The organism is Cobetia sp. PDI-12MA, assembly GCF_059507695.1.
The window spans coordinates 774,096-795,952 of record NZ_CM183351.1 but is presented as its reverse complement, the minus strand read 5'-3'; the positions used below and the strand labels follow the sequence as shown (position 1 = coordinate 795,952).

The following is a 21,857-nucleotide window of genomic DNA, read 5'->3' as shown; positions in this document are numbered from 1 at the left end:
CTTATTGCTCCTGCAGCGCGGTCAGCTGATCGGCCTGGTATTCCACCACCAACGGCTCGATCACTTCGTCCAGCTGGCCGGCGATCACTTCATTGAGCTTGTAGAGCGTCAGGTTGATGCGGTGGTCGGTCAGACGCCCCTGCGGGAAATTGTAGGTCCGGATGCGCTCGGAGCGATCACCCGAGCCGACCAGCTTGCGACGGGCATCGGAGGTGGCCTGTGCCTGGGAATCCACCGCGGCCTGCTTGAGGCGCGCCGCCAGCAGTGACATGGCGCGCGCACGGTTCTTGTGCTGGCTGCGCTCATCCTGACACTCCACCACCACACCGGTGGGCAGGTGGGTGATGCGAATCGCGGAATCGGTGGTGTTGACGTGCTGACCACCGGCGCCGGAGCTGCGATAGGTGTCCACGCGCAGGTCGGCCGGATTGATGTCGACGTCACCGACTTCATCGGCCTCGGGCATCACCGCCACGGTGCAGGCCGAAGTATGGATACGCCCCTGGGATTCGGTGGCGGGCACGCGCTGTACGCGGTGCGCGCCGGACTCGAACTTGAGGCGCGAGTAGACACCATCGCCTTTCACGCGGGCGATGACTTCCTTGAAGCCGCCGTGCTCCCCGTGACTGGCGCTGACGGTCTCGACCTTCCAGCCCTTGAGCTCGGCGTAGCGCGAGTACATCTTGAACAGGTCACCGGCGAACAGCGCCGCCTCGTCACCGCCCGTGCCGGCGCGCACCTCGAGGAAGACGTTGGCGCCGTCATCCGGGTCACGCGGAATCAGCAGCTGGGTGATCTCGGCTTCCAGCGTCTCGAGCGCCGCATCGGTATCACGGACTTCTTCACGCGCCATGTCGCGCATCTCGGGATCACTGTCCTCCGCCATCGCCAGCGCGGCATCACGATCTTCGTTCAGGCCGCGATGGCGGCGCCATGCCTCGATCAATGGTTCAAGCTCGGCATACTCCCGCGACAGGTCGCGGAACCTGGCCTGGTCCCCGATCACTTCGGGCTCCGACAACAGTGCGGAGATCTCCTCGAAGCGATCATGGAAGGTGTCGAGCTTGGTGATGAGGCTGTCTTTCATGAAGGGTCCTGTGATGAATCAGCCGGCGCGAGCAGAAGCGTCTGGGCCGTCTGAAGAATATCCTGGCGATCATCTCCCGAGGCTTGGCGCAGTGCCAGCGTCGGGTGATGCATGAAGCGATTGGCCAGCTGGCGTGCCAACTGCGCGACCACTTCCTGGGGGTCGCGTCCCTGATCGAGCTCCGCCAGCGCCTGCGCCTCGCATTCGGCGCGCAGTTGCTCGCCATGGCTACGGTAGCGCTTGATGACTTCGCCGCCACTGCGCACCCGCTTGCGGTGCAACCAGGCGTTGACGCCCTGGCGAATCAACTCTTCTGCCTGGGCAGCGGCCAACTCACGGTGGCGACGATTCTCGTCGATCACTTCCTGCAGGTCATCGACCGTGTAGAGGAAGACGTCGTCGAGGTCTCCGACCTGCGGCTCGATATCGCGCGGCACGGCGATGTCGACCATGAACACCGGCTTGTAGCGGCGCTTCTTGAGCGCGCGTTCCACCATGCCCTTGCCGAGAATCGGCAATTGGGAGGCGGTGGAGGCTATCACGATATCGGCATTCTCGAGGGCATGAGGAATACCTTCCAGGCCGATGGCAGTCCCGCCCAGCTCATCGGCCAGACGCTCGGCGCGCGACACGGTGCGGTTGGCGATGCACAGGTTGGCGATGCCCGCTTCCTTGAGATGGCGCGCGACGAGTTCGATGGTCTCGCCGGCGCCGATCAACAAGGCATTGGCCCGCGAGAAGTCATCGAAGATGTGGCTGGCCATGCTGACGGCGGCGTAGGCCACCGAGACGGGGTTCTCGCCGATACCGGTCTCGGTACGCACCTGCTTGGCGACCTGGAAGATATGCTGGAAGAGCTGCTCGAGCTCACCGCCCAGCCCCACCGAGTTGCGCGCGAACTGATAGGCGTCCTTGAGCTGCCCCAGAATCTGCGGCTCGCCCAGCACCATCGAGTCCAACCCCACCGCGACACGGATCAGGTGGCGTACCGCCTCTTCCCCCAGGTGCTGATAACTGCAACGCGACAGCTCCTCCACAGGCAGGCGATGAAAACGCCCCAGCCACTCGAGCACCGACTTGGCGCCATCGCTGGTCACGCAGTACAGCTCGGTACGATTGCAGGTCGACAGCACCGCCGCTTCGGAGACCGCCGGCAGGCGCTTCAATTCGCCCAGCGCGGCATCGAGCTGCGCAGGCGTGAAAGCAACGCGTTCGCGCACGTCAACGGCGGCGGTGCGGTGATTGATGCCAAGGGCAAGAAGGGTCATGGAGTCAGTCGTCAGGGTCTGGCCGGCAGGGGGCGGCGTCAATGTCAGGCGGCTCTCGGTTCTGGACTGCCACGAGGCAGCGACCAGAGACAGCAGGCAATCCGCGAGGGCTTCGTGCTTTCATGCCTGTCGACTCAATGGGGACAAGGGCGACAGACATAAAGGCACACAGGGCTGCCAAAGCGGCTGAGATCGTAATATTAGCGCGCTCATTCTACCACAGCGTCTGCACCACGCGACCCCGCAGCATGTCGCAGCCGATGAGGATTTTCCATGATGCTGGCAGGCTATCGCTATCAGCCCGTGCGGTGTATCTGCCGGCATACGAGTGACCGGCGGGGCATGCGACTTCCTTGCATCGGCAACGCTATCCCCGCTCGCCGCCAGCCGTTATGCTGCGAGACACGACGCCTTCGTCAGTGCCACACTACGCGCATGACCTGGCCTGCGGCTCAACCGCCCCCGTACTCTCATCCTGCCCCCCACCGACAAACGCGAGGTTGCATGCACGCTTCGACTGCCGCTGAACATAGCCCCCCGCATACTCTCGCCTCTCTTGATACCCCCCGTCGCCCGCGCGGCGGGTGGAAGTCCTGCGTCGTAGGCGGGTTACTGCTGAGCATGACCGGCTGTCAGTCGATGAGCGACTCCGCGCCCCTGTCGGCACAGCCCGACCCGCTGGCCACGGCGCCTCCCATCCAGCAGGGCCTGGATGCCGACAGTCTCAACCAGCTGCTGAGCGCCGAACTCGCCGGACAGCGCGGTGACTACCCCCGCGCCGCCAATGGCTATCTGGCCGCCAGCCGTCACTTCGATGACCCGGAACTGGCGCGACGCGCCGTGCTCGCGGCTCGTTTCGCCGACAACCCGGCCCTGCTGGAGCGCGCCGCCGAACGCTGGCAGCAACTCGATGAGTCCGCCAGCGAGCCCGGCATCATCCGCGCCCGCCTGGCGGTCGAGCGAGGCGACTGGCAGGCTGCACTCGAGCAACGCCTGATGCTCACCGCCAGTGGCGGCAATGGCAATCTGGCGACCCTGGCCGAGCAGGCGATCGACGCCGGCGCCGAACTCGAGCCCCTGCTGGCGATGCTGGAGACGCATATCGCCCAGCATCCCGAGCAGCCGATGCCCGAGATTGCCGCGGCACTGTTCGAGTCTGCGCTGGGCAATGAGACCGCGGCGCGTGCACGCCTGCTACGCCTGGAAAACGCTCACGCCACGTTGCCGGAGCTCTGGCTGGCGCGCAGCGAGATCGAACGCAGCGCGGGGCGTCTCGTGGCGGCGCGCCGCGCGGTGGCCCAAGGCCTTGAGATCGCTCCCGATGACAGCCGCCTGATCCTGAGCGCCGCGCAGACCGAACTGGCCGGCGGCAATCTGGACGCGGCACGCGAGCGCATCGATAGCCTCATTGCCCGCCATCCCAACGCGCCACGTCTGCGTCTGGCGCTGGCCAGCCTCTATCTTGATGCCGATTCGCCCGAGGACGCCCATCGCCTGCTGCTGCCGCTGCTCGATGAAGACCCGGTGCCGGACGCCGCCTACGCCCTGCTGGGGCTGGCCGCCGAGTCCAGCGGCGATGTCGACAACGCCATTCTTTACTACCGGCAGGTGCCGGACGGCGAGCGCTACATCTCCAGTCGCGCCCGTGCCGCCCAGTTGCTGGTCGAACACGAGCGCACGGACGAGGCACGTCAGTTACTGGCCGTGGAGCGCCTGCGCCATCCGCGCCATGCCATGACGCTGCTGAGCTTCGAGATCGACCTGCTCGACTCCCAGGAGGCGTATGCCGAGGCCGAGGCCCTGCTGAACAGCAGCATCGCCACGCGCCGCAAGGCGCTCAAGCAAGCCATCGCCGGCCAGGAGACGGACACGCGCAACACGCTGGAAAGCGAGCTGGGCAGCCTGTTGTTCCTGCGCGGCATCCGCCGTCTGGAAGATGATGAGCTGGGCGGCATGGAAGAAGACCTGCGGGAAGTCATCGCGCTGGAACCCGACAACGCCAGCGCCTACAACGCGCTCGGCTACACCCTGCTGGTGGAGACGGGTCGCCTTGAAGAAGCACTGGCCTTGATCGAGCGCGCCCATGCGCTGTCGCCCGACGACGCGGCCATTCTGGATAGCCTTGGCTGGGGCCGATATCTGACCGACGACCTCGGCAATGCACTGGCACCGCTGGAAGCCGCCTGGGCCCAGCAGCAGGATGCCGAGATCGGCGCTCATCTCATCGAGGTGCTATGGGCGCTGGGCCGCGAGGATGAAGCCCGTAGCCTGGCGATAGAGCTGAGCGAGCGCTTTGAAGAAGCCAGCGAGCTCGAAGCCCTGTTCCAGCACATCCCCGAGCTACGCCCGGTGGTAGATGCGCCCTGAAGTACGCAGCCACGCTACCCGGCACTTTCTGCCCACTGGCGAGTCCATTATCCTGACCCGCCAGTGAGTGGAGCCTCACTCACCGTCACTCATCTTCTCGCCATCCGGAAGGCTTTCGCGTCATGATCACTTCTCCCCTGTCACTCTCCCTGCTGAGCCAGACACGCCGCCTGCTCGGGCCAGCCCTGCTGGCCATGACACTGGTGCTCAGCGGCTGTGCCAGCCAGATGGCCAGCGACAATGCCGGTGATCTGACGCGCAGCGACGGCGACTGGCAGCAACAGGACGCGCAACTTGCCGCCCTGACCCACTGGCAGCTGGCAGGCAAGGTCGGCATTCGCACTCCCGAGGAAGGCCACAGCGCCAACCTCGACTGGCAGCAGGACGGCGATGATTACCACATGCTGATCACCGGCCCGCTGGGCGCGGGACGCACGACTCTGGTCCGCGATGCCGATGGCGTGCGCCTCTCCTCCTCCGAGGGCGACTTCGAAGCCCCGGATGCCGAGAGCCTGATGCTGGCGCAACTGGGCTGGTCATTGCCGCTGGGCGCCCTCGACAACTGGGTGCGCGGTGTACCGGCCGCTGGCGAGCATGATCTCGAGACGGATGCACTGGGCTTCCCGACCACCCTCTACCAGGACGGCTGGGAGGTGGACTATCAGGATTGGACCCGCGCCGAAGGGCTGTGGCTACCGCGCAAGATGAAGCTTTACTACGGCGACCTCACTGCCACTCTCATCATCAACCAGTGGCAGGCGCTGTAATCGTGACACCTTCTCCTTCTTCCATGACGACTCCGACATCCGCATCGACCATGACACTCACGCTGCCCGCCCCGGCCAAGCTCAACCGCATGCTGCATATCACGGGTCAGCGTGCCGATGGCTATCACGAACTGCAGACGCTGTTCCAGTTTCTCGAGCACGGCGACAGCCTCAGCTTCACGCTGCGCGACGATGAGGCCATCCGCCTCTCACCGCCTATCGAAGGTGTGCCCGAAGAGGCCAACCTGATCGTGCGCGCCGCGCGCCTGCTGCGAGAAGCAGCGCACGCGCAGGGCAAGGTCGCGTCACCCACCGTATTGCCCGGTGTCGATATCACGCTGGAGAAAGTGCTGCCGATGGGTGGCGGTCTGGGTGGCGGCAGCAGCGACGCCGCTACTACCCTGCTGGCACTGGACAGACTCTGGGGGCTCGAGCTTGGCGAAGACGCCCTTGCCGAGCTCGGTCTGTCGCTTGGCGCGGATGTGCCGGTGTTCGTGCGCGGCTTCGCCGCCTGGGCCGAGGGCATCGGTGAACGCCTTGAGCCAGCCCCGCTGGACACCCCATGGTTCGTGGTGATTCACCCCGGTGTCGAGGTCGCCACACCCGCCGTGTTCGGCCACCCGCAATTGACACGTTCCAGCCTCGCGATTAGTATGGCGCGCGCACTGCAGGGGGGCCGCAACGACTGTGAAGTCGTGGTGCGCACTTTGTACCCGGCAGTCGCCGACGCCCTGGACTGGCTGGACCAGTTCGGCACCGCCAGACTGACGGGCACCGGCGCCTGTGTGTTCTGTGCGTTTGACGACGCACGACAGGCCAGCGAGGTGCTGGGTCGACTCGAACTCGAGCGCCCGATGTGGCACGCCTTCTCGGCACGCGGTTGCAATATCTCCCCTCTACATGCCGCTCTGGCTTCGGCCTGAGCACAGCAACTGGTTGAAGTGAACGTTGCTGGGGTATCGCCAAGTGGTAAGGCACCGGTTTCTGGTACCGACATTCCCAGGTTCGAATCCTGGTACCCCAGCCAATCCTGGCCGTTCCCGGTCAACCCGGAATTCTCCACTCCCGAGATCCCACAAGACTCCAAAGGTGGCTGCGCGTGTCAAAACTGATGGTATTCGCGGGGAATGCCAATCCCGCTCTCGCCCGCAAGGTAGCTGAAGCCCTCGATACCCGCCTGGGCCATGCAACCGTCGGTCAGTTCAGCGATGGCGAGATTGCGGTAGAAATCAACGAAAACGTTCGCGGCAAGGACGTCTTCATCATGCAGTCCACCTGCGCACCGACCAACGACAACCTGATGGAGCTGATCCTGATGGTGGACGCGTTGCGTCGTGCGTCTGCGGCGCGTATCACTGCGGTCGTTCCCTACTTCGGTTACGCCCGTCAGGACCGCCGCGTGCGCTCTGCTCGCGTGCCGATCTCGGCGAAGGTGGTCGCGGACATGATGGTCAAGGCTGGCGTCAATCGCGTCATGACCATGGACCTGCATGCCGATCAGATCCAGGGCTTCTTCGATGTGCCGGTGGACAACGTCTACGGCTCACCGATCCTGCTCGACGACATCGAACGTCAGAACTATGACAACCTGATCGTCGTCTCCCCGGATGTGGGCGGCGTGGTACGTGCCCGTGCCATCGCCAAGCAGCTCAACTGCGAGCTGGCCATCATCGACAAGCGTCGCCCCCAGGCCAACCAGGCCCAGGTGATGAACATCATCGGTGATATCAAGGACCGCACCTGCGTGCTGGTCGATGACATGATCGATACCGCCGGCACCCTGTGCAAGGCGGGCGAGGCACTCAAGGATCATGGCGCCAACCGCGTCGTGGCCTATGCGTCCCACGCGATCCTGTCCGGCCCGGCGGTCGACAACATCACCAACTCCGTCCTCGACGAAGTGGTGGTGGCCGACACCATCCCGCTGTCCGACGCCGCGCGTCGTTCCGGCAAGATCCGCCAGCTGACAGTCGCTGGCCTGATCGCCGAGGCGATCCGTCGCGTCAGCAACGAAGAATCCGTCAGCGCCATGTTCCACTGAGTCCTGGCGGCGGGCCCTGCTCGCCACTGCTCGGGGAAGAGGCACTGACACCGGCAGATGATCCATCATCTGCCAACAAGCGGCCGGCCCGGAAATCTCCGGGCCGGCCTCATGGATCCGGCAGCGCTCTGGTCGCGGGGGCTGCCGGATTCTCATTAGACCCTTGAGGTATCTGCAAAATGAAACTGTTCAAACTGAATGCTGAAGTTCGTGAAGACCTGGGGAAAGGTGCGAGCCGCCGCCTGCGTCGTACGAACGACTTCGTGCCGGGAATCGTCTACGGCGCCGACAAGGCCCCGACTCCGATCATGGTCGACAAGCCGAGCCTGTACAAGGCGGTTGACGATGAGGCGTTCTACTCCTCCATCATCACCCTGAATGTTGCTGGCAAGGCCGAGAAAGTCGTCATCCGTGACCTGCAGCGTCACCCGTTCAAGCCGCTGCTGACTCACATCGACTTCCTGCGCATCGACCCGACCCACAAACTGACCATGAACGTGCCGCTGCACATCACTGGTCAGGAAGCCTGTGTCGGCGTCAAGGATCAGGACGGCGTCCTGCACATTCTGGCAACCGACGTCGAAATCAGCTGCCTGCCGGAAGCCCTGCCGGAATACCTGGAGCTGGACGTGTCCAAGCTGGAAGTTGGCCACACCCTGCACCTGTCCGACATCGCTCTGCCGGAAGGCGCCGAGTCCGTTGCACTGTCTCACGGTGCCGATCACGACACCGCTGTGGTCAACGTCACTCGTCCGAACATCTCTGCTGACGCAGAAGATGCCGCTGAAGGCGAAGAAGCCGCTGCAGAATAACGCAGCCTTCTGATCAAGGAGCCAGACGACGCATGTCACGAGTGAAAGCGATCATCGGCCTCGGTAACCCGGGGAACGAATACGAAGACACCCGTCACAATGCCGGCGTCTGGCTCCTTGACGCTCTTGCGCGCCACGGTCACACCACGTTGCGTCCGGAACGCAAGTTCCATGGCCAGTACGCGAAGGTCCACTTCGCAGGTCAGGATCTGCATCTGCTGTTCCCATCGACGTTCATGAATCGCAGCGGTCAGGCCGTGGCCGCATTGTGCAACTTCTACAAGCTCGCACCGGATGAACTGCTCGTCGCTCACGATGAGCTGGACATCGACCCCGGCACCGCCCGCTACAAGCAGGGTGGCGGCCATGGTGGTCACAACGGATTGCGCGACATCATCAGTGCACTGGGCAACGACAAGTCGTTCCATCGTGCCCGCATCGGCATCGGCCACCCCGGCAATGCCAAGCTGGTGACCAACTTCGTGCTCGGGCGTCCCGGCAAGGCTGAACGCCAGGCCATCGACGACGCCATCGACGAAGTGGTGATGACCCTCCCCGACGCCATCAGTGGCGAATGGGCACGGGCCATGAATCGCCTGCACTCCTTCAAGAGCTGAACCTCTGCATCACCCCTCTCCGAATTTCGGTGATTCGCTCAGCGCATCACCTCGCTTGCGTATGCGTGTCTCGCCACGCGATCAGCAGCAAAAGGCATCATTTGTCGCGCGACATGCGCCCAATGGATGACCTCGGCGGCATGAGGCCTTACACTTCCCGCCTGTCTTCATTCCGTGCCTGCCCACTCGTTTCCCCGCATGCCCAGTGTCTGTGCACTCAGAGCCTGCTGGTCGAGACGACTGCCAGTGCCACGCCCCATTCGATACGTCACACCAGGATCTAGCGCCATGGGTTTCAATTGCGGCATCGTCGGCCTGCCGAACGTCGGCAAGTCCACTCTCTTCAATGCACTGACCAAGTCTGGCATTGACGCCGAGAACTTCCCCTTCTGCACCATCGAGCCGAACACCGGTATCGTGCCGATGCCTGACCCTCGCCTGAACGCGCTGGCCGAGATCGTCAAGCCGGAGAAGGTGATTCCGACCACCATGGAATTCGTCGACATCGCGGGTCTGGTCGCGGGCGCTTCCAAGGGCGAAGGTCTGGGCAACAAGTTCCTGGCCAACATCCGTGAGACCGACGCCATCGCGCACGTGGTGCGTTGCTTCGAGGATGACAACGTCATCCACGTCGCCAACCACGTCGACCCGGCCGCCGACATCGAGACCATCAACATCGAGCTGGCCCTGGCCGACCTCGACAGCGTCGAGCGCAGCATCCAGCGTCTGACCCGTGTCGCCAAGGGCGGCGACAAGGAAGCCATCGCCACCAAGGCCGTGCTGGAACGTATCCAGCCGCACCTGGCCGAAGGCCAGCCGCTGCGCAGCTTCGGCCTCAGCGATGACGACCTGAAGATCGTGCGCGGCTTCGGCTTCCTGACCCTCAAGCCGACCATGTACATCGCCAACGTCAGCGAGGAAGGCTTCGAGAACAATCCCTACCTCGATATCGTGCGCGGCATTGCCGCCAACGAAGGCGCCAGCGTCGTGCCGGTGTGCAACAAGATCGAAGCCGAGATCGCCGAGCTGGACGAGGAAGAGCGCGAGATGTTCCTCGATGAGCTGGGCATGGAAGAGCCGGGCCTGGACCGCGTCATCCGCGCCGGTTATGAGCTGCTGGGTCTGCAGACCTACTTCACCGCTGGCGTGAAGGAAGTGCGTGCCTGGACCGTCAAGATCGGCGCTACCGCACCGGAAGGCGCTGGTGTCATCCACACCGACTTCCAGAAAGGCTTCATCCGTGCCGAAGTCATTTCCTATGACGACTTCATCGCCTACAAGGGCGAGCAAGGCGCCAAGGATGCCGGCAAGTGGCGCCTGGAAGGCAAGGACTACATCCTCAAGGATGGCGACGTGGTGCACTACCGCTTCAATGTCTGATGGCTCACAGGTGCCCGGCGACGCCCGGGCCCAGCTGATGCCCTGACAGCCTGTCCTGACGGAACGTCCCTGATCTCTCACGAGGCCAGGGGCGTTCTGCGTTGTGGCGCGGAAACCTCATCCAGCGGAAGCTCAGCCAGCAGTAGGCTCAGTTCACCGAGGGCTCTACCAGCGGCACCTGCAGCCACTGCGCGGCCTGTCTGGCGAGCTGATCTGCCAGCGTCTGCGCCAGCCGCGAACGACCCGCCTCGCGTCGCCACATGGCATTCAGCACCAGCTCACCCGCCTGGGGCAGCTGACGCGCGCTCAAGCCGCGCTCCGTAGTGGCGGCATGCGCCGTGAGTGCATCGACCACCGCCAGCCCCTCCCCCGCCTGAACCAGCGCCGCCGCCAGGGGATAGGTCTGCACTCGCGTCACGATGCGCGGTGAAGATGGCAAAGCGCTTGAAGCTTCCTGCGCCACGCTCGCCAGCAGACCATCGAGTCGCCGCGCCAGCGGATCGTGCGCCCCCAGGGCGATCAGGCGCTGACCGGCCAGCTCCGCCACCGTCATCGGCGTCTGCTGACAGTCCTGTGCCCAATACCCTTCGGGCGCGAGCACCAGTAGCGGCATGCGCACCAGCGGACGCGTCATCAGTGCAGGATGCGTCGGCGCACTCAGCGTGAAGGCGATATCGACCTCATGCAGCAACAGGGCATCGACGATCTCGCGGGTATGCTGGGTCGCCAGCTCACAGCTGACCCGTGGCTGACGCCTGCGCCACTGACCCAGTGCCTGTGGCAGCAATTGCTGGGCGATGGCAGGCGTCGCCACCACCTTGAGCGTGCGTGCCTCGCCCTCGCGCAAGCCATCGACCAGCCGCCTCACATCGTCCAGCTGACCGAGCATTCCCTGGCTGGCCGCTTCCAGCTTGCGCGCCTCCTCGGTGGGATGAAGCTGCCCTGCACTGCGCGTGAACAACGTGATGCCCCACTGGCGCTCGACCTGCTGCAGCGCCTTGCTCGCCGCCGGCTGGGAGATATGCAGCAACCTCGCCGCGCCGGTCACGCTGCCGGCCTGCAGGACAGCGTGAAAGATTTCCAGGTCCCTGAGCCGCATGCACTATCTTCCTGTCCGGTTATCTTATCTAGAGGGCTCACTTGAGGGCGCACTTGAGCGCCTGTGCATCAGGTTACCCCATAACCTCGGGTTATGACGCGACACATTCTTTTCATTCGCCACTCACGCAAGCGACCGGCAAGCTCGAGCACAACGCAACACGACCTTCACGACCTTCACGACCCGGGAGCCCAGCATGCAACGCCACGTGACTGTCATCGGAGGCGGCGTGATCGGCCTCGCCAGTGCCCACGCCCTGGTGCGCGCCGGCCACTGCGTGACCCTGATCGACGCCCATGCCGAGGTTGCCAGCGAGACCAGCCGCGCCAATGGCGGTCAGCTGAGCTATCGCTATGTGGCACCACTGGCCGATAGCGGCGTGCCCCGCCAGGCCATCAAGTGGCTGCTGGCAGGCAACGAGGCACCGCTGAAACTGCGCCCCAATCTTGACCCCGCACAATGGCGCTGGATGGCCCGATTTGTGGCCGCCTGCAATCACCCTACCCATCAGGCCAGCGCAACTCAGATGCTCTCGCTGGCGCTGCACAGCCAGGCGATCATGAGCGATTGGCGCGCACGAGATGCGCTCGGCGACTTCGCCTGGCAGCAGCGCGGCAAGCTGGTGATCCATCGTGATCCCGAAGCGCTCGACAAGGCGGCCGCCGCGCGCGTCGCCCCGCAGGACCAACAGGTACTCGATGCACGCCAATGCATCGCGCTGGAGCCCTCACTGACCCACCAGCAAGCCCATCTGTCGGGCGGCATCTTCAGCGCCTCGGACGAGACGGCGGATTGCCATGCTTTCTGTCAGGCGCTGGAGCACAAGCTGCAGGCCTCCGGGCGCTATACACGCATCGCCAATACCCGCGTCGCCCCGCTGAGCGCACGCAACGGGCGCATCGCGCAGCTCGAGCTCAGACATCTTGATGGCCACCGAGAACGCCATGCCGTCGAAGAGGTCGTCATCGCGGCCGGCAATCATGCCGCCGAGCTGGCACACCCCCTGGGTATCCGCCTGCCCCTGCAGCCGCTCAAGGGCTATAGCCTCACCCTGCCACTGACAGCTGACGCCCCCGAGACGGCCGCGCCGCGCATCAGCGTCACCGACTCGGCACGCAAGGTGGTCTACGCCGACCTGGAGTCGTCGGCATCACGCCAGCTGCGCGTCGCGGCAATGGTGGATATCGGCCAGCGGGAACGCGACAGCTTCCACCCCGAACTGGATGATCAGCGTATTGCCGCCCTGCGCAAGCTGGCCAGCGATACCTTCCCCGAAGCCGGCGATTTCGCGCAGGCCACTCCCTGGGCCGGACTGCGCCCCAGCACGCCCAAGGGGCCGCCGATCCTCGGCCGTCCCCGGCAAGTGAACAGCCCGGACAATCTGTGGCTGAACGTCGGCCATGGCAGTCTGGGCTTCACGCTGGCCTGCGCCAGTGGCGACCTCATCGCACGCGCCATCTCGCGAGAGGCTCTCCCCAGCACTCTCTCCGACAGCCTACCTGAAGCCCTCGCTGCGCGGCCTGGACGCTAGCCTGATGAATTCCCTGCCACTTTTTCGCGCTGATGCATTGACAACATCACGGACAATCCGTAATATTCGCCTCCGTTGGACGGCTACATAGCTCAGCTGGTTAGAGCACATCACTCATAATGATGGGGTCCCCTGTTCAAATCAGGGTGTAGCCACCAACCAGGATTCGAAAGGCCTGACTGCTTGCAGTCAGGCCTTTTTCGTTGTGCGCGATCTATACACATGACTCGCGCATCCGGCGCCCTGCGCCGTAGCCCTCGAGCCAGGTCACAGGCAACAAAAAGGGCGACCCACAGGCCGCCCTTTTTCCGGGCTCGTCTTCTTACACTACGCGCCCGCTCTCCCAGCACACTCCGGCTCGACTCAGTCCAGCTGCTCGCGATTGCAGAAGGCTACCAGCACCTTGATCAGCATGGCGACATCGGCACTGCCGGATGTCTCACGAATCGAGTGCATGCCCCACTGCGGCAGCCCCACATCCAGGGTCGGCACCCCCACCTCACTGGCGGTGATCGGCCCGATGGTGCTGCCACAGCCCATGTCGGCACGACTGACGAAGGTCTGCACCGGCACATCCTGCTCGCGACACATCTCGCGGAACAGCCCGGCCGTGGTGCTGTTGGTGGCGTAACGCTGATTGGCATTGACCTTGATGACCGGCCCGGCATTCAACTTCGGCCCATGCCCCGCATCATGCTTGTCCGCGAAATTGGGGTGCACGGCGTGAGCATTATCGCAAGAAATCATCAAGGAGCGCTGCACAAGGCACTGATAGCCTTCTTCGCTGTCCAAGCCGACGTAGTGATTGATGCGCTTGAGCACATCGGCAAGGAAGGGCCCTTGGGCACCACAGGCGCTGGCACTGCCGACTTCTTCATGATCGGTGGTGATGAACAGCGCCCCCTGACTGCCGTCGACCTCCAGCAGCGCCTCGAGACCGACGAAACAGGACAGCAGATTGTCGAGGCGGGCACTGGTGATCAACTCGCCCTTCAGCCCCGACTGCGCCGCCGGCTGCAGATCATGCAGGCCCAGCTCGAAGTCGACGACATCCGCGACCCGCACGCCGTGCTGCTCCTCGATCAGATCGATCAACAGCGCGTTGAAGGCCTCCGCGGGCGTCCCGGCCTCGTCATCCAGCTGCATGACCACGGCTGACATCTGGGTCTGGGCATTGATGGCACGCCCACTGTTGACGTCACGATCCAGATGGATCGCCAGGCTCGGCACGCAGGCAAACGGACGCATGACCGCCAGCAGCAGCGTCTCGCGACGACCGTCCGCATGCCGCACCTGGGCACGCCCCGCAAGCCCCAGATCGCGATCGAACCAGGTGCTCAGCAACACGCCGCCATAGGTCTCGACACCCAGCGTCAACCAGCCCTGACTGACCTGTGCCGGATTGGGCTTCAAACGCAGACAAGGCGAATCGGTGTGCGCACCGATCATCCGAAGTGAGCTCAGCGGCGTATCACCCTTCGGGAGCTGAAAGGCGATCAACGAGGAATCATTGCGCGTGACATAGGCGCGATCACCGGGCGCCAGCTGCCAGGAAGATGTCTCGCTGAGGCGACGGTAGCCCGCCTGCTCAAGACGCTGCGCCATGGAAGCCGTCGCGTGCCACGGCGTGGGAGAAGAAGACAGGAAGTCGAGCAGTGCGGGAACGCGGGAATCCGCAATCGCATGAGTCATGATGGCGTCTGGTCCTCGAAGATATATGCAAGGCACTGTATAAGAAGAAACATGATGGGAAAACCTGTGATGACCCTTCGATGACACGACTGCCATCCAGTCACCACACAGGGGGCGTCCAAAGGCGCGACATGCCAGCCAAAGGCCTGCGCTGACAGAGTTTTCACAACCCCAACGCATCAACGCCAGACAACTGTGTATGGTGCATGAGACTGCTACAATGCCCGCTCGACCCCCTGCGGGGAGGTCGTTCAGGGAGCAGAGTGTACATGAATCGGGAGTGCTTCATTGATGAGCCTGTTCGCAAACGTCCGGCGCACGGCATTCGTTGCCCTGTGTCTTGCCATGGCCGGCCCTGCCAGTGCCGCGGTCACCCCTACTGACGCCGATGCACAGGCTGCTCGCGAAGTTGCCGAGTCTTTGCGCTATGGGCATTACGAAGATGTGACCCTGGATGACCACTGGGCCAACCGCGCCTTCACGCAATACCTCAAGACTCTCGACCCCCAGAAAGCCTACTTGCTGGATGCGGACATCAGCGAATTCAGCGACCTGCGTCATGATTTCGACGACGCCATGGTCGATGGTGACCTCGAGCGCCTCTATGGACTCTACGATCGCTATCAACAACGCCTCACCGCACGCCTCACCTGGCTGGTGAAGACGCTGGATGCCAAGCCGAGCTTCGATTTCGACAAGGACGATCGCCTGGCGCTGGACCGCAAGGACAGCCCGTGGGCCGATAGCGAGCAGGAGCTCGACGAGCTGTGGCGCAAGCGCCTCAAGAATGCCTGGCTGTCGATGTCGCTGTCCGACAAGAGCGATGACGAGATCGCCAGGACGCTCAGCGAGCGCTATTCCAATCAGCTCAAGCGCATCAAGCAGACCAACGATGAAGATATCCTGACGCTGGTGATGCATGCCGTGACCGGCAGCATCGACCCGCACAGTGAATACTTCTCGCCGCGTCAGGGTGAATCCTTCGACATCCAGATGAAGCTGTCACTGGACGGCATCGGCGCCCTGCTGCAATCCGAAGGCGAATACGTCAAGGTCTCGAGCCTCGTGCCCGGCGGCCCTGCCGAGAAGGATGGCGAACTCAAGCCGGCTGACCGCATCGTGGCCGTCGGCCAGGGCCAGGGCGACAGCGAGTGGACCAACGTGGTCGGCATGCGCCTGGATGATGTCGTGGACCTGATCCGTGGCCCGAAGGGCTCCGTCGTGCGCCTGGAAGTGATCCCGGCCCAGTCACTGGATGTCACCAAGACGCGTGAGCTGGATATCACCCGCGACACCGTCAAGCTCGAGGACCAGGCCGCCAATGCCAAGGTCATCGACGTCAAGCGCGATGATGGCGTCCACAGGATCGGCGTCATTCATGTGCCCGCCTTCTATGTCGATTTCGATGCCTGGCAGGCCGGTGAAGACGACTACCGCAGCACCACCCGCGACGTGGCGCGCCTGATCGATGAACTGAAGGCCAAGCAGGTGGAAGGCATCATTCTCGATCTGCGCAACAACGGCGGCGGTGCCCTGCAGGAAGCCAATTCGATGATCGGCCTGTTCATCGATCGCGGCCCCACCGTGCAGGTGCGTGATGCACGCGGCCGTATCAGCCTCTACGGCGATACCGACGCCGGCACCCACTATGACGGCCCGCTGACCGTACTGGTCAACCGCCTCTCGGCCTCGGCATCCGAAATCTTCGCCGGCGCGATCCAGGACTACGGCCGCGGCCCGATACTCGGCAGCCAGACCTTCGGCAAGGGCACGGTGCAGACCATCTCCTCGCTGAGCGAAGGCGAGATCAAGCTGACCCGCGCCAAGTTCTATCGCATCTCCGGCGACTCGACCCAGAACAAGGGTGTGAAGCCGGACATCGCCTTCCCCAGCGTCATCGACCCGCAGGAGATCGGCGAATCCAGCCTCGACTACGCGCTGCCCTGGGACCAGGTACGCCCGGTGAAGTATCGCCGCTACGGTGAACCAGCACGCTATCTGGCCGCCTTGCGCGCCCGCCACCAGAGCCGCGTCGAACAGGACCCCAACTTCAGCTACCTGAAGAGCGAAGTCGCGCTGTCAAAGGCACTGCGCGCGCAGCAGACCAGCATCAGCCTCAATCGCGAGCAGCGCAAACGCGAGATGGATGCCCAGGAAGCCGAGCAGCTGGCACTGGAAAACAAACGCCGTCGTGCCCTCAACCTCGAGCCACTGACAAGCTTTGCCGAACTCGATGCCGCCAGCGACCACATCTCTTCCCCCGAGAGCGTTCCCGAGCAGGAAGCCGATATCGAAGAAGGCAGCAGCGACAAGGAAGCCAAGGACCCGATCGATCAGGCCCAGCTTCAGGAAAGTGCCGAGATCCTGCTCGACTACGCCCACCTCACCGGTGATCGCTAGGCCCTCAGGACTCGCGCCATGACCCGCGTTTGACGAAGCTGGTCGACCGCCAAGGCCCCTGCTCTCATGCAACACCGAGCGCAGGGGCTTTTTCTTGCCACAAAGAAAGTCTGTGGCACGCAGCATCACGGCCGCGCGAGGCAGCAACGCGCGCACAACAACGCACAGACAGCAGCAACTAGACAGAAAGCGCAGCAGCAGAAACACAATGGCCAGCATCACAACGTCAGGCAGAGCCGCGTAGAGAACGACAGCAGAAGGCTGGCGACGCGAGAGCACGCTCGAGGCAGAAAGCACGAGACATCTGACAGGTGGAGGAGCAGGAACGGATTGATGAGCAGGGCTGACAAGCCAGGATTACGAACAGAGCTCAAGCGCAAAGCAACAAGCAAAGCTCAGGCAGCGATGATGCCACCAGCAGAGAACACGAGGGGAAGCAGGGAAATGATATTGGCTCCTCGAACAGGACTCGAACCTGTGACCCAATGATTAACAGTCATTTGCTCTACCAACTGAGCTATCGAGGAACAACAAATATCGATCGATATCAGGGCGATATCGAAGCTGACGACGAGGAACTCATCTATCAGCGTCATTTCCGGCATTGGCAGGAAGCCTTGGATTGGCTCCTCGAACAGGACTCGAACCTGTGACCCAATGATTAACAGTCATTTGCTCTACCAACTGAGCTATCGAGGAACGACCGGAAATCCATATGCCAGTGACATCATCATGGATGCTATCAGGCTGACATTTCAAGCATGCTGCATGTGCTATTGGCTCCTCGAACAGGACTCGAACCTGTGACCCAATGATTAACAGTCATTTGCTCTACCAACTGAGCTATCGAGGAACAACCTTGAACACGCGACGAATTATACGGAAATACTCAATGGCGTCAACCACCTTCGGCCATTCAGACCACCGCAGAACTCGCTGGATTCCTCCTGCCGGATCCACCTCCGAAAGCGCACGAAGCGACATCCAGATGTGACAAGGCCCGCACGGATGCAGGCCTTGGAATCACTGGTGGCTACACCCTGATTTGAACAGGGGACCCCATCATTATGAGTGATGTGCTCTAACCAGCTGAGCTATGTAGCCACACGACGAGGCGTATATTGCAGGTCAGGCTGCTGAATTGCAAGCACTTTTTATCAAAAGCTCAACAGACGAGCCCGACGGGCCGATCAGATCCCCAGCGATGTCTTCACCGCGGCAAGGCCAGGCTGGCCCTCCACGGTCTCGACCCCCTTGAGCCAGGCCTCCAGCACCTGCGGGTTCTGCTTGAGCCAACTGGCCGCCGCGTCATCCGGGTCTTCGCCGCCATCCATGATGTCACCCATCAACTGGTTTTCCATCTCCAGGGTGAACTCGAGATTGGAAAGCAGGGCCCCGACGTTGGTGCATGCTTCGCTGTAGCCCGCGCGGGTGTTGGTATACACCGTCGCACCGCCCAGATTCGGCCCGAAGTAATCATCGGCCCCTTCCAGATAGCCCATCTCGAAGCGGGTGTTCATCGGGTGCGGTTCCCAGCCAAGGAACACCACCCACTCCTTGGCGGCAATCTTCGATTTCACTTCCGCCAGCATGCCGGCTTCCGAGGAGTCAATCATCTCGAACTCGCCCATGCCGAAGGCGTCGTCGTCGATCATGTCGGCAATGATCATGTTGCCGTCGTTGCCCGCCTCTATCCCGTAGATGCGACCGTCGAACTTCTCGAGATTGTCGGCAAGGTCCGCCACCGAGGTCACGCCGGCATCCAGTACATACTGCGGCACCGCCAGGGTGTATTTCGCGCCCTGGAGATTGGCGCGCGGGCGATCGACCTGCCCCTTGTCGATGTAGGGGTCACTGATGGAGGCCATCGACGGCATCCAGTTGCCCAGGAAGACATCGAAGTCATCATTCTTCATGCCGGCATAGGCGATCGGCACCGAGATGGTGTCAGAGGTCGTCTCATAGCCCAGCCCTTCCAGCACGGCACGCGTCAGGGCGGTGGTGGCCGTGATGTCCGTCCAGCCGACTTCGGCGAAACGTACCGTGCGACATTCTTCCGTCACGGCGGCCTGGGCCTGATTCGCCATGACCGGCACGGCGATGACGCCCAGTGCCAACAGCACCTTACCAGGTGATCGTTTCATGCTAACCCCTTGTTTTATTGTTCATTGTCAGTCAACTCTCGAGCGCCGGCACAACGTTCAACCTACGTTGAGATCGACATGCTGCACCTGCATGTTCTACCGCACTGTAGCGCTTTTACCAACCGACCTCGCCAACCCACAGTCTTTCATGCCCGCCTGTCGCTGGCCGCCATCTGGCCTCGATTCCTCGCCCGCCTCCCCTCTGATGCCCTCCCGGACTGCCTGTGGACAGCCCCCTGGCTGCCCCGCCCTGCCTCAACTTGACGCATCGAGAACCAGCCTCTACACTTTTTGTTAATTGAACGTTCAATAAAAACTTTGCACACGACAGCATGGTGCAGCGCTCGCGGCAAACCGGTGATGATCCAGTACCATGGCCACACCCGGTGTCACACCGACCCGATATACGAAAAGGACTCCGTTGATGCCCAAAGTGGGAATGGAACCTATCCGCCGCCGCCAGTTGATCCAGGCCACCATGCAAGCCATCGATGAGGCAGGACTCGCCGACGCGACCGTGGCCCGTATCGCCCGTCACGCAGGTGTATCCACCGGTATCATCAGCCACTATTTCGGCGGCAAGGATGGCTTGATGGAAGCCACCATGCGCCAGATTCTCACTGACCTGCGCAGCGCCGTCAGTGAGCGTCGCGCCGCACTGGCAGATGATGACGTCCGCAGCCATCTGCGCGCGGTGATCGACGGCAACTTTGACCGCAGCCAGGTCAGTCAGAGTGTCTCCAAGACCTGGCTGGCCTTCTGGGCCTCCAGCATGCACCGCATTCCGCTGGAACGCCTGCAGCGGGTCAACGACAGGCGGCTGATCTCCAATCTGTGTGCCCTGTTCCGCCGCTGCATGCCGCTGAACGAGGCACGTGATGCCGCGGCCGGACTGGCCGCCCTGATCGACGGCTTGTGGTTGCGCGGTACGCTGGACCCGACCGGCCTCGATGTCGAGCGCGCACGCCGCCTCGCCTACGAATATGCCGACTACCAGCTGACACGTCACATGACAGTATCCCTGAACGCGACAGACTCCCCCACTTCCCCTGAACCCAGTAAGGAGCGCACGCATGGCTAACGGCAACGCAAGCTTCCCGACCCAGACCCTCTACATCGGTGGCCGTCGGGTCGAGGCTACCTCCGGCGAGACCTTCGAGACCGTCAACCCGGCCACCGGCGAAGTCATCGCCGAGATCCAGCAGGCCAGCGGTGCCGACGTCGATACCGCCGTCGAAAGCGCCCTGCAGGGTCAGAAGGTGTGGGCCGCGATGACCGGCATGGAGCGTTCACGCATCCTGCGCCGCGCCGTCGATCTGCTGCGCGAGCGCAACGACGAACTGGCGCTGCTCGAGACACTCGACACCGGTAAGCCGCTGTCCGAGACCGAAGCGGTCGACATCGTCACCGGTGCCGATGCACTCGAGTACTACGCGGGCCTCGCGCCGGCCATCGAAGGCAGCCAGATGCCGCTGCGTCAGGAAGCCTTCGTCTATACCCGCAAGGAGCCGCTGGGCGTCATCGGCGCCATCGGTGCCTGGAACTACCCGATCCAGATTGCCTGCTGGAAGTCCGCCCCGGCCCTCGCCGCCGGCAACGCCATGGTCTTCAAGCCCAGCGAAGTCACGCCGCTGAGCGCACTGAAGCTGGCCGAGATCTTCACCGAAGCCGGCCTGCCGGACGGCGTGTTCAATGTCGTGCAGGGCGATGCCCGCGTCGGCGTGATGCTCACCGAGCACCCGGATATCGCCAAGATCTCCTTCACCGGGGAAGCCGGTACCGGCAAGAAGGTCATGTCCGCTTCCGCCTCTTCCAGCCTCAAGGAAGTCACCATGGAGCTGGGCGGCAAGTCCCCGCTGCTGGTATTCGCCGACTCCGATCTCGACCGCGCCGCCGACGGCGCCATGATGGCCAACTTCTACAGCTCCGGTCAGGTGTGCACCAACGGCACCCGCGTCTTCGTCGAAGCCAGCGTCAAGGAGGCCTTCGAGGCCAAGATCGTCGAGCGCGTCGCGCGCATCAAGGCCGGCGACCCGCAGGATCGCGCCACCACCTTCGGTCCGCTGGTCAGCTTCGAGCACCTGGACAAGGTCGTCTCCTATCTGGAGATCGCCAAGCAGGACGGCGCACGTCTGCTGGTCGGCGGTGAGCGCATGAGCGAAGGCGACTTCGCCAAGGGCGCCTGGGTCGCACCGACCGTCTACACCGACTGCAGCGATGACATGCGCATCGTGCAGGAAGAGATCTTCGGTCCGGTGATGTCCATCCTGTCCTTCGACAGTGAAGAGGAAGTCATCCGTCGCGCCAACGACACCACCTATGGACTGGCGGCTGGCCTGTTCACCGAGAGCCTGAACCGCGCGCATCGCGTGATTCACCAGCTCGAAGCCGGTATCTGCTGGGTCAACACCTGGGGCGAGTCGCCGTCCGAGATGCCGGTCGGCGGCTACAAGCAGTCCGGTATCGGTCGCGAGAACGGTGTCGAGACGCTGTCTCATTACACCCAGACCAAGTCCGTGCTGATCGAGATGGGCCCGTTCGAGTCCGCCTTCTGAGCCATCACTGGCCGAAAGGCCTGACGACAGCAGCATCCTCTGGCGCCAGAGGCTGAAGTACCGGGCCTCAATACCGGCCCTCAAGACCGGGCCTCAA

The 21,857-nt window shown here is 63.1% G+C and carries 16 protein-coding genes and 6 tRNA genes; 13 read left to right on the top strand and 9 right to left on the bottom strand.

The window, feature by feature from the left end; all coding sequences use genetic code 11:
• Nucleotide 1: 1 nt before the first annotated feature.
• Together prfA and hemA are read right to left on the bottom strand one after the other, a co-directional pair.
• Nucleotides 2-1,087 carry a peptide chain release factor 1 gene (prfA, locus tag AC5WNI_RS03400; protein ID WP_285460091.1) on the bottom strand — a complete coding sequence of 362 codons (1,086 nt, stop codon included), beginning with the start codon at nt 1,085-1,087 and terminating at the stop codon, nt 2-4.
• Complete coding sequence (hemA, locus tag AC5WNI_RS03395; RefSeq protein WP_368448310.1) at nt 1,084-2,355, bottom strand: glutamyl-tRNA reductase; 1,272 nt, start codon at nt 2,353-2,355, stop codon at nt 1,084-1,086. Before hemA ends, prfA begins: the two co-directional genes overlap by 4 nt.
• Before the next feature lie 639 nt (nt 2,356-2,994).
• On the opposite strand from hemA, the gene AC5WNI_RS03390 reads away from it, so the two are divergent.
• The 8 genes from AC5WNI_RS03390 to ychF all read left to right on the top strand — a co-directional run bounded on the left by AC5WNI_RS03390 (nt 2,995) and on the right by ychF (nt 10,339).
• Nucleotides 2,995-4,722: a tetratricopeptide repeat protein gene (locus tag AC5WNI_RS03390; RefSeq protein ID WP_487886394.1), complete on the top strand. Its 1,728-nt coding sequence runs from the start codon at nt 2,995-2,997 to the stop codon at nt 4,720-4,722.
• 122 nt (nt 4,723-4,844) lie between these two features.
• Nucleotides 4,845-5,489: a lipoprotein insertase outer membrane protein LolB gene (gene lolB, locus AC5WNI_RS03385; RefSeq protein ID WP_175088358.1), complete on the top strand. Its 645-nt coding sequence runs from the start codon at nt 4,845-4,847 to the stop codon at nt 5,487-5,489.
• A 50-nt stretch (nt 5,490-5,539) separates the two neighbouring features.
• Nucleotides 5,540-6,412 (top strand): 4-(cytidine 5'-diphospho)-2-C-methyl-D-erythritol kinase, encoded by an 873-nt coding sequence (gene ispE / locus AC5WNI_RS03380; RefSeq protein ID WP_175088359.1) that lies wholly within the window; start codon nt 5,540-5,542, stop codon nt 6,410-6,412.
• 29 nt (nt 6,413-6,441) lie between these two features.
• Nucleotides 6,442-6,516, top strand: a tRNA-Gln gene (locus AC5WNI_RS03375).
• 72 nt (nt 6,517-6,588) lie between these two features.
• The gene (locus AC5WNI_RS03370; protein WP_172978614.1) at nt 6,589-7,530 is read left to right on the top strand and encodes a ribose-phosphate pyrophosphokinase; all 942 of its coding nucleotides are present in this window, start codon (nt 6,589-6,591) and stop codon (nt 7,528-7,530) included.
• 179 nt (nt 7,531-7,709) lie between these two features.
• Entirely contained in the window at nt 7,710-8,342 is a 633-nt protein-coding gene (locus tag AC5WNI_RS03365; protein WP_175088360.1) for a 50S ribosomal protein L25/general stress protein Ctc, read from the top strand.
• Between the two features lie 32 nt (nt 8,343-8,374).
• Complete coding sequence (gene pth / locus AC5WNI_RS03360; protein WP_043335900.1) at nt 8,375-8,959, top strand: aminoacyl-tRNA hydrolase; 585 nt, start codon at nt 8,375-8,377, stop codon at nt 8,957-8,959.
• Nucleotides 8,960-9,247: 288 nt separating this feature from the next.
• A complete protein-coding gene (gene ychF / locus AC5WNI_RS03355) occupies nt 9,248-10,339 on the top strand; it encodes a redox-regulated ATPase YchF (protein WP_175088361.1) in 1,092 nt (363 codons plus the stop codon).
• 148 nt (nt 10,340-10,487) lie between these two features.
• On the opposite strand, the gene AC5WNI_RS03350 is transcribed toward ychF, so the two are convergent.
• Nucleotides 10,488-11,438: a LysR family transcriptional regulator gene (locus AC5WNI_RS03350; RefSeq protein WP_487886413.1), complete on the bottom strand. Its 951-nt coding sequence runs from the start codon at nt 11,436-11,438 to the stop codon at nt 10,488-10,490.
• A gap of 196 nt (nt 11,439-11,634) precedes the next feature.
• Here AC5WNI_RS03350 and AC5WNI_RS03345 point away from each other — a divergent pair, with 196 nt between their 5' ends.
• Entirely contained in the window at nt 11,635-12,969 is a 1,335-nt protein-coding gene (locus AC5WNI_RS03345) for an FAD-dependent oxidoreductase (RefSeq protein ID WP_487886414.1), read from the top strand.
• Nucleotides 12,970-13,050: 81 nt separating this feature from the next.
• Nucleotides 13,051-13,127 (top strand) — tRNA-Met (locus AC5WNI_RS03340).
• A gap of 205 nt (nt 13,128-13,332) precedes the next feature.
• On the opposite strand, the gene AC5WNI_RS03335 is transcribed toward AC5WNI_RS03340, so the two are convergent.
• A complete protein-coding gene (locus AC5WNI_RS03335; protein WP_487886420.1) occupies nt 13,333-14,661 on the bottom strand; it encodes a M18 family aminopeptidase in 1,329 nt (442 codons plus the stop codon).
• Between the two features lie 291 nt (nt 14,662-14,952).
• Between AC5WNI_RS03335 and AC5WNI_RS03330 the strand changes: the two genes are divergently transcribed.
• Entirely contained in the window at nt 14,953-17,061 is a 2,109-nt protein-coding gene (locus AC5WNI_RS03330; protein ID WP_368448300.1) for a carboxy terminal-processing peptidase, read from the top strand.
• Between the two features lie 451 nt (nt 17,062-17,512).
• Here the strand turns inward: AC5WNI_RS03330 and AC5WNI_RS03325 are convergent.
• The 5 genes from AC5WNI_RS03325 to AC5WNI_RS03305 all read right to left on the bottom strand — a co-directional run bounded on the left by AC5WNI_RS03325 (nt 17,513) and on the right by AC5WNI_RS03305 (nt 19,205).
• Nucleotides 17,513-17,588, bottom strand: a tRNA-Asn gene (locus AC5WNI_RS03325).
• Between the two features lie 96 nt (nt 17,589-17,684).
• Nucleotides 17,685-17,760: transfer RNA gene (locus AC5WNI_RS03320), tRNA-Asn, on the bottom strand.
• 78 nt (nt 17,761-17,838) lie between these two features.
• Nucleotides 17,839-17,914, bottom strand: a tRNA-Asn gene (locus tag AC5WNI_RS03315).
• Nucleotides 17,915-18,088: 174 nt separating this feature from the next.
• A tRNA-Met gene (locus AC5WNI_RS03310) sits at nt 18,089-18,165 on the bottom strand.
• 86 nt (nt 18,166-18,251) lie between these two features.
• On the bottom strand, nt 18,252-19,205 hold the full coding sequence (locus AC5WNI_RS03305; protein ID WP_439329793.1) for a choline ABC transporter substrate-binding protein: 954 nt from the start codon (nt 19,203-19,205) through the stop codon (nt 18,252-18,254).
• Between the two features lie 424 nt (nt 19,206-19,629).
• Between AC5WNI_RS03305 and betI the strand changes: the two genes are divergently transcribed.
• Entirely contained in the window at nt 19,630-20,286 is a 657-nt protein-coding gene (betI, locus tag AC5WNI_RS03300) for a transcriptional regulator BetI (protein ID WP_175090571.1), read from the top strand.
• A complete protein-coding gene (betB, locus tag AC5WNI_RS03295) occupies nt 20,279-21,760 on the top strand; it encodes a betaine-aldehyde dehydrogenase (RefSeq protein ID WP_285461941.1) in 1,482 nt (493 codons plus the stop codon). The genes betI and betB overlap by 8 nt, the downstream gene beginning before the upstream one ends.
• Nucleotides 21,761-21,857: the final 97 nt, after the last annotated feature.

Bases quoted from the DNA above. Each gene is read 5' to 3' on its own strand.
- ispE (WP_175088359.1), top strand. From the start codon at position 5,540: ATGACACTCACGCTGCCCGCCCCGGCCAAGCTCAACCGCATGCTGCAT.
- AC5WNI_RS03345 (WP_487886414.1), top strand. From the start codon at position 11,635: ATGCAACGCCACGTGACTGTCATCGGAGGCGGCGTGATCGGCCTCGCC.
- prfA (WP_285460091.1), bottom strand. From the start codon at position 1,087: ATGAAAGACAGCCTCATCACCAAGCTCGACACCTTCCATGATCGCTTC.
- lolB (WP_175088358.1), top strand. From the start codon at position 4,845: ATGATCACTTCTCCCCTGTCACTCTCCCTGCTGAGCCAGACACGCCGC.
- hemA (WP_368448310.1), bottom strand. From the start codon at position 2,355: ATGACCCTTCTTGCCCTTGGCATCAATCACCGCACCGCCGCCGTTGAC.
- pth (WP_043335900.1), top strand. From the start codon at position 8,375: ATGTCACGAGTGAAAGCGATCATCGGCCTCGGTAACCCGGGGAACGAA.
- betB (WP_285461941.1), top strand. From the start codon at position 20,279: ATGGCTAACGGCAACGCAAGCTTCCCGACCCAGACCCTCTACATCGGT.
- AC5WNI_RS03335 (WP_487886420.1), bottom strand. From the start codon at position 14,661: ATGACTCATGCGATTGCGGATTCCCGCGTTCCCGCACTGCTCGACTTC.
- AC5WNI_RS03365 (WP_175088360.1), top strand. From the start codon at position 7,710: ATGAAACTGTTCAAACTGAATGCTGAAGTTCGTGAAGACCTGGGGAAA.
- AC5WNI_RS03390 (WP_487886394.1), top strand. From the start codon at position 2,995: ATGAGCGACTCCGCGCCCCTGTCGGCACAGCCCGACCCGCTGGCCACG.
- AC5WNI_RS03305 (WP_439329793.1), bottom strand. From the start codon at position 19,205: ATGAAACGATCACCTGGTAAGGTGCTGTTGGCACTGGGCGTCATCGCC.
- AC5WNI_RS03350 (WP_487886413.1), bottom strand. From the start codon at position 11,438: ATGCGGCTCAGGGACCTGGAAATCTTTCACGCTGTCCTGCAGGCCGGC.
- ychF (WP_175088361.1), top strand. From the start codon at position 9,248: ATGGGTTTCAATTGCGGCATCGTCGGCCTGCCGAACGTCGGCAAGTCC.
- AC5WNI_RS03330 (WP_368448300.1), top strand. From the start codon at position 14,953: ATGAGCCTGTTCGCAAACGTCCGGCGCACGGCATTCGTTGCCCTGTGT.
- betI (WP_175090571.1), top strand. From the start codon at position 19,630: ATGCCCAAAGTGGGAATGGAACCTATCCGCCGCCGCCAGTTGATCCAG.